General features: G+C 65.7%; 13 protein-coding genes and 1 tRNA gene. 6 read left to right on the top strand and 8 right to left on the bottom strand.

What is annotated here, in order from left to right; translation table 11 throughout:
• From HNH97_RS15275 to HNH97_RS15260, 4 genes are all read right to left on the bottom strand, one after another.
• A partial coding sequence (locus HNH97_RS15275; protein WP_216657685.1) for a hypothetical protein occupies nt 1-226 on the bottom strand: 226 nt, incomplete at its 3' end.
• Between the two features lie 263 nt (nt 227-489).
• Nucleotides 490-566, bottom strand: a tRNA-Pro gene (locus HNH97_RS15270).
• A 56-nt stretch (nt 567-622) separates the two neighbouring features.
• Nucleotides 623-1,207 carry an LOG family protein gene (locus HNH97_RS15265; RefSeq protein WP_171791455.1) on the bottom strand — a complete coding sequence of 195 codons (585 nt, stop codon included), beginning with the start codon at nt 1,205-1,207 and terminating at the stop codon, nt 623-625.
• 51 nt (nt 1,208-1,258) lie between these two features.
• Entirely contained in the window at nt 1,259-2,455 is a 1,197-nt protein-coding gene (locus HNH97_RS15260) for an MFS transporter (protein WP_110913817.1), read from the bottom strand.
• Between the two features lie 246 nt (nt 2,456-2,701).
• Between HNH97_RS15260 and HNH97_RS15255 the strand changes: the two genes are divergently transcribed.
• Nucleotides 2,702-3,286: an NUDIX domain-containing protein gene (locus HNH97_RS15255; RefSeq protein ID WP_171791454.1), complete on the top strand. Its 585-nt coding sequence runs from the start codon at nt 2,702-2,704 to the stop codon at nt 3,284-3,286.
• A gap of 155 nt (nt 3,287-3,441) precedes the next feature.
• Here the strand turns inward: HNH97_RS15255 and HNH97_RS15250 are convergent, their stop codons facing one another.
• The 4 genes from HNH97_RS15250 to HNH97_RS15235 form a co-directional block, all read right to left on the bottom strand.
• On the bottom strand, nt 3,442-4,176 hold the full coding sequence (locus HNH97_RS15250) for a methylenetetrahydrofolate reductase (RefSeq protein ID WP_171791453.1): 735 nt from the start codon (nt 4,174-4,176) through the stop codon (nt 3,442-3,444).
• Nucleotides 4,176-5,087: a bifunctional methylenetetrahydrofolate dehydrogenase/methenyltetrahydrofolate cyclohydrolase FolD gene (gene folD, locus HNH97_RS15245; protein ID WP_171791457.1), complete on the bottom strand. Its 912-nt coding sequence runs from the start codon at nt 5,085-5,087 to the stop codon at nt 4,176-4,178. Before folD ends, HNH97_RS15250 begins: the two co-directional genes overlap by 1 nt.
• Before the next feature lie 301 nt (nt 5,088-5,388).
• On the bottom strand, nt 5,389-6,948 hold the full coding sequence (locus HNH97_RS15240) for a Do family serine endopeptidase (protein ID WP_390670822.1): 1,560 nt from the start codon (nt 6,946-6,948) through the stop codon (nt 5,389-5,391).
• Nucleotides 6,949-7,113: 165 nt separating this feature from the next.
• Entirely contained in the window at nt 7,114-7,551 is a 438-nt protein-coding gene (locus HNH97_RS15235; RefSeq protein ID WP_110913836.1) for a nucleoside deaminase, read from the bottom strand.
• A 414-nt stretch (nt 7,552-7,965) separates the two neighbouring features.
• Here HNH97_RS15235 and HNH97_RS18210 point away from each other — a divergent pair, with 414 nt between their 5' ends.
• The 5 genes from HNH97_RS18210 to HNH97_RS15215 all read left to right on the top strand — a co-directional run.
• Nucleotides 7,966-8,100: a hypothetical protein gene (locus HNH97_RS18210; protein WP_261310486.1), complete on the top strand. Its 135-nt coding sequence runs from the start codon at nt 7,966-7,968 to the stop codon at nt 8,098-8,100.
• A gap of 89 nt (nt 8,101-8,189) precedes the next feature.
• Nucleotides 8,190-8,927, top strand: a complete 738-nt coding sequence (locus HNH97_RS15230; protein WP_171791451.1) for a gamma-glutamyl-gamma-aminobutyrate hydrolase family protein — start codon at nt 8,190-8,192, stop codon at nt 8,925-8,927.
• Nucleotides 8,924-9,700 carry a pseudouridine synthase gene (locus HNH97_RS15225; RefSeq protein ID WP_110095252.1) on the top strand — a complete coding sequence of 259 codons (777 nt, stop codon included), beginning with the start codon at nt 8,924-8,926 and terminating at the stop codon, nt 9,698-9,700. The genes HNH97_RS15230 and HNH97_RS15225 overlap by 4 nt, the downstream gene beginning before the upstream one ends.
• A gap of 10 nt (nt 9,701-9,710) precedes the next feature.
• Nucleotides 9,711-10,286, top strand: a complete 576-nt coding sequence (gene rsmD / locus HNH97_RS15220) for a 16S rRNA (guanine(966)-N(2))-methyltransferase RsmD (protein ID WP_171791450.1) — start codon at nt 9,711-9,713, stop codon at nt 10,284-10,286.
• Between the two features lie 179 nt (nt 10,287-10,465).
• Nucleotides 10,466-11,293: DNA translocase FtsK 4TM domain-containing protein (locus tag HNH97_RS15215; RefSeq protein ID WP_171791449.1), on the top strand; the 828-nt coding region annotated here is incomplete at its 3' end.

Raw genomic sequence — 11,293 nt, 5'->3', positions numbered from 1 at the left:
AGCCGCGGCCGCTCCAGCCGCCACCGCGCCAGCCATCGACATTGCGCCACCGGCCGCCGCCGCCATGCCAGCCACCACCACCGCCGTGCCAGCCGCCTCCGCCGCCACCGCCACGGAAACCACCACCGCCTCCGCCGCCGCCACGGGCATCAGCAGGCACGGGACCACCGACGATCATGCCCCCGGCCAGGGCCAGCACCACGCCAGCCAGAAGAAAGCGTTTCATTCCCAGTTCCTCCCTCGCCAGGGGCATCATGCCCCGCAAATACGCCCCGATATGGCACGGGATCCTATCAATATGTTGCATCCCGCCCCATGCGCACGGCGCACGGACGCTGCATGCGTATCAGCACCAATATGGGAGAATACAGCCCCCTGCGCGAGGGGGCACATATCCAATAATTTCTGGCATGATTTTCTGACGGGGAATATCGCCTGAAGGCGGCGCCTTTTTCAGGCGGATCGACCAGTCCGCTGTAAAAACAGGGCTGGTCGGAGTGAGAGGATTCGAACCTCCGGCCCCTGCGTCCCGAACACAGTGCTCTACCAGGCTGAGCTACACTCCGTCTGGAGGCGGCTATACAGGGGTCTGGCGGGTTCCGCAAGGGGGAGAGGCGTCTTTTCAGAAATGATCGACGTTAACGTTCCCGCCATCGGGGGTGGCAGTACCATGCAGCGCGCGCATCAGGGCGGGTACATCCTCGACCACATGGAACAGGCGACGCACGCTCGGCGATGCGAATCCGTTTTCGATCGCGGATTCGATCATGGCCAGCAGCGGTCCCGCCCAGCCTGCAATGTTGACGATGAAGATCGGCTTGTCATGCTGCTTGAGCTGCCGCCACGTCATGATCTCGATCGTCTCGTCAAAGGTGCCAAGCCCGCCGGGCATCACCACGAAGACATCGGATTTCGAGAACATCAGCGCCTTGCGTTCATGCATGGAGGTCGTGACCGTCAGGTCCGTCACCCCTTCATGCATGACTTCGCGGTCATGCAGGAACGCGGGAATGATTCCCGTCACCCGTCCCCCGGCCTTCAGCGTCGCATCGGCCACGGCCCCCATCAGGCCGACATGACCCCCGCCATAGACCAGGCGGATCCCCGCCTGCCCCAGGCATGTGCCGAGTTCCGTGGCGGCATCATGGAATTCGGGCCGCACGCCAAAGCGCGATCCACAGAATACAGCGGCCGAGGAAATGGACATATCAGAGCAGTCTCCCACAAATCATGGCGATGGATATCCGGCCACGCGCCCTCATGCACGCGCCTGGCGCTGCAGGAGGATCGTGGTCGCGACCCCCGCCAGCGTAAACAGTGCCGACACCATGAACAACGCGCCATAGCCCATCGTCTGGATGACAAGGCCAAGCAGCGGTCCCGACAGGCCCACGGCGATATCAAGGAACACCGAAAACGCGCCAAGGGCCGCGCCACGGTTTTCCGGCCCGACCCGCGCGACCGCCAGCACGCCAAGGGCGGGAAACACGAGCGAGAATCCCGCCCCCGTCAGGGCCGCGCCGACATCGGCCATGAACACGCTGGAACAGCGCCACAGCACCAGCAGGCCGATCGTCTCCACAATAAGGGAGATCAGCGCCACGATCAGGCCGCCGCGACGGTCGATCTGGCGTGCGAAGACGAAACGCACCAGCACGAACACGATCCCGAACGCCGCCAGCGCGATGGCAGCGCCATTCCAGTTCTGGTGCGCGAAAAACAGCGCAAGGCACGATGAAATGGTGCCAAACCCGACCGACCCGCACGCCAGCACCGCCCCATGCGGCAGGACGCGCCAGAAGACGGTGCGAAACGGCGTGGGCGGTCCCTTGTGCACCACGGGGGCCACGGGTTCGTATCCCAACGCCATCAGGAACCCGATGAACGGCAGCAGCGCCGACAGGAACCCCACCAGCACCAGCCCCCCATAAGGCAGCGGCAGGCCCGAAAGCATCTGCCCGATCGGTGCGCCCAGCGCGATCCCGCCATAGGAGGTCACGCCGTTCCATGAAATCACCTGCGCCGTGCGCGCGGCCCCCACGCGCCCGATGTTCCACATGATCGCGCCGGTCGCGGTCCAGCTTTCCCCGACGCCAAGGAACACGCGGCTGAAAATCAGCATCAGCGCCGACACCGCGGCATAATGGCGCAGCATGCCCGACGTCATCAGCATCACGCCCGACAGCGTGCAGACCACAAGGCCGATCACCACCGCCGGTTTCGCCCCGCGCCGGTCCGCCGCCTGCCCCGCCGAAGCACGTGAGGCGAAGGTCGCAAGATACTGCAGCGACACGGCGAAACCCGCGATGACCGTGTTGTATCCCAGCACCTGATGCACAAAGACCGGGATGACCGCCATCGGCAGCCCGATATCGATGTAACACAGCAGATTGAACAGGACGACGGCCAGAATCCGCCGTGTCGGTGACGCCGTGGACGTCTGCGGCAGGGTCATGATGCGATCGAAACTCCGGCTGGAACATACAGGTCACTGCGATACGGGCCATACCCGTCAGCCCGCATGAAGGAACATGCGGCGGCAGCAGTCATGCAATATCAGTAAACGGGCATAACGCAGGCAATACAAGCGCGTGACCCATGCACATAACGCGATGCGCGTCGTGGTTGGCAGGACAGGGGGGTAACATATAACGTGTCCCGACGTCATCCCGCCAACAGGACAGCAGGCCCGCACGCCATCATGACCGACACGCCCATCGACCCCACGCCCGACGCGGGTGGCTTTGTCACCGTATCAAGCCGCCTTGCCTATGAAAACCCGTGGACCCGCCTGCGGGAGGACATCATCATCCGTCCCAATGGGCGCAAGGGCCTGTACGGCGTGGTCGAACGTGGGGATTTCGTCGTCATCCTGCCCCTGTGGGAGGAAGGCGGCAAACGCTTCGTCACGCTGATCCAGCAATACCGCTACCCTATCAAGCAGCGGATGTGGGAACTGCCGATGGGCATGTGGGAAACCCGCCCCGACGCCAGCGCCGAGGACGTGGCGCGCGGTGAACTGCGCGAGGAGACGGGCCTGCTTGCGGAAACCATGCGCGACGCCGGCCTGATGTACCAGGGCGCGGGATACACCACGCAGAAGGGCCGCGCCTACCTCGCCACCGGACTGACGCAGGGGCCGCCCGCGCGCGAGGATACGGAGGAGGACATCACCTGCCACAAGGTCACGCTGGAGGAGATGGAGGCGATGATCCGCGACGGGCGCATCACCTGCATGGTCACCATCGCAGCCTTCGGCCTGATCCGCGCGCAGGGCTGGATCTGACTCCTTACTGAAACGCAGAGGAGCCTCCGGCCACGCAAGCCAGAGGCTGCCTGATACAATCAAAAGTTTTTGGTGAAGCTTTTTTCAAAAAGCTTCAAGGAACGCCGTCTTTTTGAAAAAAGGCGGCACCCAAAAACTTTTATCACTTTTCCTTTTCAGGCGTCACACAGCGGCACGAGATACCGTTGCAGGTTCACCCGCAGCGGCATGAGATAGACATTCCCCCCCTGCGCGCGCACCGTGCGCATCATCTGCCGGGCGAAGGCGATGTTCGCCTCCATCGTCGGCTCGAAATCATGGGGGAAGATGACATGGTTCGTCGTCTCCCAGTAGGAGCGCGAGCGCGGGCCGACGACGGGGGAAATACCCCAGAACACATTTTCCCCATGCAGCCAGTTCATGCACAGGTCCAGCATCCGCATGTCAAAGATCGGCTGCGTGAAGAACCCGACGGCCCCGGCCTCTTTCTTGCGCGCGATCGCCTCCATTTCCTGGTACGGCGCACGTCGGTACGGGTCGAACGCGGCATAGACCGACAGGTGCGGGGCCTCCGCACGGTAACGGCGGATGATGCTTTCGGTCGTGTTGGGATAGGTCAGGTGACGCAGGTCCGATGGCGGGTCGCCCTGCACCACCAGCACCGCCTCCAGCCCCTCCTGCCCCACGCCCGGCAGGGGCGCGTCGGGGGCAATGTCGATGGCGCGGATATGCGGGATCACGTTGGGAAAATGCGGGCGGACCAGCGCCGCCGCGTCCCAACTGCGCAGGGGAAAGCGCAGCAGGTCGGGGATGTTGATCATGTCCGCAAGGGGGAAGCACGACCGCACCTCCGCCGCGTCACGCAGCAGGGTTTCGGTATCGCGGGGGATCAGTTCGACGGAAACATGCATCACACGCCTCCCCCCGCGCCTTCGACCAGTTCACGCGCCGCCTGCATCGTGTTGCGCAGCAGGCAGGCGATCGTCATCGGGCCGACGCCACCGGGAACCGGGGTGATCTGTCCCGCGATGCGGCGGGCTTCGTCAAACACCACATCCCCCACCAGCCGCGTCTTGCCATTATCCAGCCGCACGCGGGAGATGCCGACATCAATCACGGTCGCGCCGGGCTTGATCCATTCGCCCGTCACCAGTCCGCTGCACCCGGTCGCAACCACCAGGATATCCGCCTGCCGCGCCAGCGCCTGCGGGTTGCGCGTGTCGATATGCGCGACGGTCACGGTGCAGCCCTCACGCAGCAGCAGTTGCGCCATGGGACGGCCGACAAGGTTCGACGCCCCGACCACCATGGCGTTGAGGCCCCGCAGGTCCCCGACATAGGATTTCAGCAGCAGCAGGCACCCCAGCGGCGTGCACGGCACGATCCCCGGCAGGCCAAGGGCAAGGCGCCCCGCATTGACCACGCCCAGACCATCCACATCCTTGCGCGGGTCGATGGCGTTGGTCACCGCCACGGGGTCAAGCCCACCCGGCAACGGCAACTGCACAAGGATGCCGTGGATTTCAGGATCGACATTCAGCCGCCCGATCAGGGCGAGCAGTTCCTCCTGCGATGTCGTCTCCGGCAGCATGTGCATGAACGACCGCATGCCCGCACGGTGGGTCTGCAACGCCTTGTTGCGGACATAGACCTCGCTTGCGGGATCATTGCCGACCAGCACGACCGCAAGGCCGGGCGTCACCTGATGGCGGGCATAGAACGTGCGCACGTCCTCCGCGATGTCCTGCGTCAGGCGGTTGGCGAATCCCTTGCCATCAATCAGGCGGGCTTCTCCCGGTGTGGACGTCCCGGATACGGACATCTGTGGATCGGATGATACTGGACCGGTCATAACCCCTCCGCGACTTGCAACACGACGCACAGCAGATACGCAAGAAGTCAGGCCGCGACAATCACCTTTGGGGATTGTTTCAAAAAACCGCCGATAAACATAATAAAAGTTTTTGGGTGCCGCCTTTTGATCGAGAAAGGCGGCGTCTTCCGAAGCTTTTTGAAAAAAGCTTCACCAAAAACTTTTGGACGATTGGCGTAAAAAAACCGGGGGACATGCCCCCGGTTTTCCTTAGCCGGAAATGTTATCGCACCTGATGGTGGAATACGGCTTACTGGTCGTCGTCGTCATCGCTGCCATTGTCGTTGTCATCGCTGCCGGGCGTCACCGCGACGAAGATGCTCTGCCCGTTGCGCACGACCCGCAGCAGGACGGAATGGTTGATCTCCAGCGCCTGACGGATGGCGGACACCGTGGCGCGGGGATTTTCCACCGGCTTGTTGCCCACCGCCTGGATCACGTCACCGGCATGGATGCCCGCCTGTTCCGCCGAGGAACCGGGCTGCACGTCGCTGACGACGACACCATGGACATTCTCGTCAAGGCCAAGCTGCTGGCGCGCATCCGGCGTCAGCGGCGCGAGCGAGACGCCAAGGCGCGGTCCCTTGTCCTCGGCATGGTCATCGCCGATGGTCCCGTCGGCCGAACCGCCCTTGCCAAGGTTGGCGATGGTCACGCTCGCCGTCTGGGGCTTGTTGTTGCGCAGGTATCCGACCGTCACCTTGGTCCCCGGCACGACGGACGCCACCTTGACCGCGAGCGTATGGGGCGTGTCGATCTTCTGCCCGTTCAGGTCGGTCACGACGTCACCCGCCTTGATCCCGGCCTTTTCCGCCGGGCTGCCGGCGCTGACGCTGGCGACAAGGGCACCTGCTGCAGGCGCGCCATTGACGGATTTCAGGCCCAGCGCCGTGGCCATGGACGGCGTGATCGCCTGCGCCGTGACGCCAAGATAGCCGCGCGTGACATGGCCGGTCTTCTCAAGCTGTTCCACCACGTTCTTGACCGTGTCGGACGGGATGGCGAAGCCGATGCCGATCGACCCGCCAGACGGCGACAGGATGGCGGTGTTCACGCCCACGACCTTGCCGTCCTGCGTGAACAGCGGGCCGCCGGAATTGCCACGGTTGATCGGGGCGTCGATCTGGATGAAGGAATCATACGGACCATCGCCGATGTCGCGCCCGCGCGCGGAGACGATGCCCGCCGTCACCGTGCCGCCCAGGCCATAGGGATTGCCCACCGCGACAACCCATTCACCCGGCTCCACCTTGTCGGAATCGCCCAGTTCGATGAAGCGCAGCTTGCCCGACGGCGTGACCTTGAGCAGCGCGATGTCGGTCTTGGAATCCCGGCCGACGATCTTGGCCGGCAGGCTGGTGCCGTCATCGAGCGTCACCGTCACCTTCGTCGCGCCCTTCACGACATGGTTGTTGGTCACGACATAGCCATCGGCGGAAATGACAAAGCCCGACCCGCGGGCCTCCACGTCATGGTGCTGCTGCGGCATCATCTGGAACGGGAAAGGGAACGGAAAGCCGCCGGGCATGCCGCCGCCCATTTCCTCGCCCGTGTCGGCATTGTGGATCTTGGCCGTGATGGAGACGACGGCGGGTTTCACCTGCTTGACGAGGTTGACGAAATTCGGAAGCTGCTGGACCTGGGTATCAGGCCGGATGACGCCGCTGTCATCCGCGCGGGCGCAGGGCGCACCGGCCACCATCCCGCCCAGCAGGCTGCTGGCAAGCAACGTGGCGAGGAGTGCCCCGCGCGCCGGGCGGGGGAAAAGGGTTTTCGGCTTTACTGCGTCTGACATGGCATCCCTGAACATCTTGGTCTGATCTCGCTTGCGTCGGACTGGGCCGTCCCGACCGGGGTTACAGTCCCATCGCCCGCACTGTGACGCAAGAGAACCAACCCCTCTTATACCACCGCATGAAAGATACGTTAGATTACACGGCGTAACGCCGTGTCCCATCCCACGGGATGCGCCCCTTCAGGACATGCGGCGCGCGCCGAAAAATGCCCGCAGCATGGCCTGCGCCTCACGCTCGCGCAGGCCGCCGATGGTTTCGGGCCGGTGCAGGCAGCCGGGACGGGCGAACAGGCGCGGCCCGTGCTCCACCCCGCCGCCCTTGGGGTCATAGGCTCCGAACAGGATGCGCCCGATGCGGAAATGCACCGCCGCCCCCGCGCACATCGGACAGGGTTCGAGCGTGACATACAGCGCGCAGTCCGCAAGGCGCTGCCCGCCCCGCACGCGCACCGCCTCACGCAGGGCCAGCATCTCCGCATGGGCGGAGGGATCATGCAGTTCCTCCGTCCGGTTGCCCGCGCGCGCAAGGACGGTGCCACCGGGGCCGACCACCACCGCCCCCACCGGCACCTCCCCGCGCGAAGCTGCGGCCCGTGCCTCGGCAAAGGCAAGGGACATCGGGTCACGTGTGCTCCCAGGGGCGTGTCCAGGCGCTGCATCGGGGAAGGAAGGGTGCGGCATCATGTCATGATAGCGCGTCTGCAACCCTTCGGGCCATCATGACGTTGCCGACATGTAACGGGGGCGGGCAGATGGGGCCGCACCGGGGCACACCGGCGACCCATGGGGCACCGCACAGTCCGTTACCGTGCAAAAACACAACAACAGTGCAAATTCATGTCAGGAAACCGCCATTTTCATGGACATTTCATGATCCGGGCTGCCATCCTGCCTTGTATATCGTCACGTTCTGTAACATTCTGTAATCAGGGAAACCGACTTCACCCGCGCGTCACCTTCCGGCGAGGTTTTTCGCACTCCACTGCGGATCACACGGCATCGGCGCGCATGACAGCACACGGGAGAAAGGGCATGCATACGCTTACGCTGATTCTGACCACTGCCGCGATTGTTGCAGGCATGGCCATCGCGGACGCACCCCGTGGCATCCGCCGCTCCGAAGCCTGTTCCGTCGCATGCAGCCTCTCCCCCGTGGGGCAGCAGTAATGGGACGGCCCTAGGCGGGGCCTGTTGGGACGACACGGGACGGGCGCAGGCGCATTTCCTTTCCTTGCGAATTATTCTAGGGAAACGGAATGGATACGTCCCCTCCCCTGATCGGCGTGACACTGGACTGCGAACCGCCCTGCCCCCCGCAGCGCGGTGGCTATTCACGCTATCCGTGGTATGCGCTGCGCTGCAACTACATGGAGGCCGTCACGGCGGCGGGGGGGCTGCCGGTCGGCCTGCCCCATGACGCGGCGCAGGCGGCGGCCATGGTCGCGCGACTCGATGGCCTGATCGTCACGGGCGGCGCGTTCGACATCGCGCCCGACCTGTATGATGGCGGCGATGCCCACCCCACCGTCACGACGAAATCCACGCGCACCACCGCCGAACTGGCGCTGGTGGAGGCGGCGTTGCGCATGGGGCGGCCGATCCTTGGCATATGTGGCGGGGAACAGTTGCTGGCGGTTGCGCTGGGCGGCACACTGATACAGCATATCCCCGACACCATCACGGCCCCCCTGCCCCATGAACAGCCCAACCCGCGACACGAGGCCGGGCACGAGGTCACCATCGTCCCCGGCACACGCCTTGCGCACATCACGCGCGCCACCCGCATGGCGGTCAATTCGTCCCACCACCAGGCCATAGCCACCCCTGGCCGCGCCATCGTCAGCGCCGTCGCCCCCGATGGTGTGATCGAGGCCGTGGAACTGCCGGGCCATCCCTTCTGCATCGGGGTGCAATGGCATCCCGAATTCGGCATATCGGCAGGCGACCGCCTCCTGTTCGATGCCCTGATCGACGCTTCGAGACACACAGAATGACAAAAGACGCCTCCCCCGCCCCTTCCGCCCCGCATGGCGACCGCATTGCCAAGTGGCTGGGCCGTTCCGGCGTTGCCAGCAGGCGCGACGCCGAACGCATGATCGAGGAAGGGCGCGTGCGCCTCAACGGTGACATCGTGCGCCATCCCGCCACCTTCGTCAGCGATGGCGACATCGTGCAGGTGGATGAAAAGGTCATCGCCGCCCCCGACCGCACCCGGCTGTGGCGCTATCACAAGCCCGACGGGCTGGTGACGACGCACCGCGACCCCGACGGCCGTCCCACGGTGTTCGCCTCCCTGCCCGAAGGGATGCCGCGCGTCATCAGCGTCGGGCGCCTCGACCTCAACAGCGAGGGGCTGCTGCTGCTGACCAATGACGGTGAACTCGCCCGCCGCCTGGAACTGCCAAGCAACGGCTGGATCCGCCGTTACCGCGTGCGTGTCTTCGGCGTGGTGAACGAGGACCGCCTCGCCGACCTTGCGCAGGGCAGCGTGTTCGAGGGCGTGCGCTATGGCCCCATCGAGGCGGCGCTGGATTCCAGCCGGGGCGACAATGCGTGGCTGACCGTTTCCCTGCGCGAAGGCAAGAACCGCGAGATCCGCAAGGTCATGCGCGGGCTGAACCTGCATGTCAGCCGCCTGATCCGCACCTCCTATGGCCCGTTCCAGCTCGGCACGCTGGAGCGCGAGGAGCTTGAGGAAGTCACCGGCAAGGTCCTGCGTGAACAGGTGCCCGGACTTGCCAGCCCGCGCCGCAACGGCCGGGCATGACGGGCCGTCCATGAGGATTGTCGCCGGACGTTTCCGTGGCCGCGCCCTGCGCGCGCCACCGGGCCGGGTGACGCGCCCGACCGCAGACAGGGTGCGCCAGGCGCTGTTCGACATGCTGATGCACGCGCCATGGGCCGGGCGCGACCGGGTCGAGGGCGCGCAGGTGATCGACGGATTCGCGGGCACCGGCGGGCTGGGGCTGGAGGCCCTGTCGCGTGGGGCGGCGGGTGCGCTGTTCATCGAAAGCGACCGCAACGCGCTGTCGGCCCTGCGCGACAATATCGCAGCCTGCGGGGCGCAGGCCATGGCGCAGGTGCGGGCATGGAACATGACGCGCCTGCCCCCCCGTGGCGCGGCGGCCGCGGCGGATCTGGTGTTCCTTGACCCGCCCTATGGCCGCGACCTGCCGGCCGCCGCCCTCGCCACGCTCGAACGCGGCGGGTGGATCGCGCCCGGCGCGCTGGTGATCGTGGAAACGGCCGCTGACGAGGCCCCGCCAATCGCCCCCGAACACCTGCTGGCACAGCGCGAACATGGCGCGGCACGCCTGTCGGTCTGGCGGCACGAGGACGGCCGGGCACGATAATTTCGTCCATAAAAGACGCAACCGCCCTTCTTTCACCCGCCATCGCCGCGTTATAGTCCCCTTTGCGCGGGGGTGCATGGGCTTGGGCCCGGCCCACCCCGCCCGGATTTTTCATGACGGCCACACCCCGGCAGCCTGCATGCCGCGATTTCATGGCCATGCAAGCAGGATACGGATTTTTGGCGATCTCCGGCCGTTTCATCCCCGAGTCCCTGACGTCCGGCCCCACGCGGACGCGCCTGCTGCGGCGCCTTGCCGAAGCGGGCGGGGTCGTGCTGTGGATGCTCGCCCTCGCGCTGATGGCCGCGTTGTGGAGCTATGACCCGCGCGATTCCTCGGCCAATACCTCCAGCGCGCAGGCGCCGACCAACCTGCTGGGCACGGTCGGGGCCTATGTCTCGGACTTCCTGCTGCAGAACATGGGCGTCACCAGTGCGCTGGCCATCCTTGCCCTGATCGCATGGGGATGGCGCATCATCCGCCATAATGGCGTGGGATCGGGGCTGATCCGCGTCACCGCGCTGCTTGCGGCGATGCCGGTCGTCTCCGCGCTGCTCGCGGCGCTGCCGATCATGCTCCCCTCCTTTCCCAACCCGCAATGGCCCGCCGATTCCGGCCTGGGGGGCGCGGTCGGGCTGTCCCTTGCACATATGGCGCTGCAGGCGGGCGTCAGCCTGATGGGGGCGTGGGGGCGGCCCGTCATGTGGCTGCTTGGCCTTGTGCTGGCGCTGCTGCTGATTCCGCTGGCGCTGGCACTGTCGCTATCGGAATGGCGGGCGATCGGGCGCGCGCTGCGCACGGTGGGGCGTCAGCCAGCACGCCTTGCCGCGGGCACGCAGGCGCTGGCGCAGAACATACGCGCCCGCACCCAGCCCCCCGCCATGGCGTCGGCGGAACCCTCCGCACATGGACATGACAGCCTTGCCGACGCCCTGCCCGAGGAGGATCTTCCCCCCCGCCGCATGATGTCGGACAGGCCACCCGTGGCCCCCGACCCGACCCTGCCC

Origin of the sequence: Gluconacetobacter entanii, from assembly GCF_013155425.1 — a bacterium.
Lineage (GTDB): Bacteria > Pseudomonadota > Alphaproteobacteria > Acetobacterales > Acetobacteraceae > Novacetimonas > Novacetimonas entanii.
This window is presented reverse-complemented; position numbering and strand designations above follow the sequence as displayed.

Bases quoted from the DNA above. Each gene is read 5' to 3' on its own strand.
- HNH97_RS15235 (WP_110913836.1), bottom strand. From the start codon at position 7,551: ATGTCCCTTGCCTTTGCCGAGGCACGGGCCGCAGCTTCGCGCGGGGAG.
- HNH97_RS15260 (WP_110913817.1), bottom strand. From the start codon at position 2,455: ATGACCCTGCCGCAGACGTCCACGGCGTCACCGACACGGCGGATTCTG.
- HNH97_RS15265 (WP_171791455.1), bottom strand. From the start codon at position 1,207: ATGTCCATTTCCTCGGCCGCTGTATTCTGTGGATCGCGCTTTGGCGTG.
- HNH97_RS15250 (WP_171791453.1), bottom strand. From the start codon at position 4,176: ATGCATGTTTCCGTCGAACTGATCCCCCGCGATACCGAAACCCTGCTG.
- HNH97_RS15225 (WP_110095252.1), top strand. From the start codon at position 8,924: ATGACAAAAGACGCCTCCCCCGCCCCTTCCGCCCCGCATGGCGACCGC.
- rsmD (WP_171791450.1), top strand. From the start codon at position 9,711: ATGAGGATTGTCGCCGGACGTTTCCGTGGCCGCGCCCTGCGCGCGCCA.
- HNH97_RS15255 (WP_171791454.1), top strand. From the start codon at position 2,702: ATGACCGACACGCCCATCGACCCCACGCCCGACGCGGGTGGCTTTGTC.
- HNH97_RS18210 (WP_261310486.1), top strand. From the start codon at position 7,966: ATGCATACGCTTACGCTGATTCTGACCACTGCCGCGATTGTTGCAGGC.
- HNH97_RS15230 (WP_171791451.1), top strand. From the start codon at position 8,190: ATGGATACGTCCCCTCCCCTGATCGGCGTGACACTGGACTGCGAACCG.
- folD (WP_171791457.1), bottom strand. From the start codon at position 5,087: ATGTCCGTATCCGGGACGTCCACACCGGGAGAAGCCCGCCTGATTGAT.
- HNH97_RS15240 (WP_390670822.1), bottom strand. From the start codon at position 6,948: ATGTTCAGGGATGCCATGTCAGACGCAGTAAAGCCGAAAACCCTTTTC.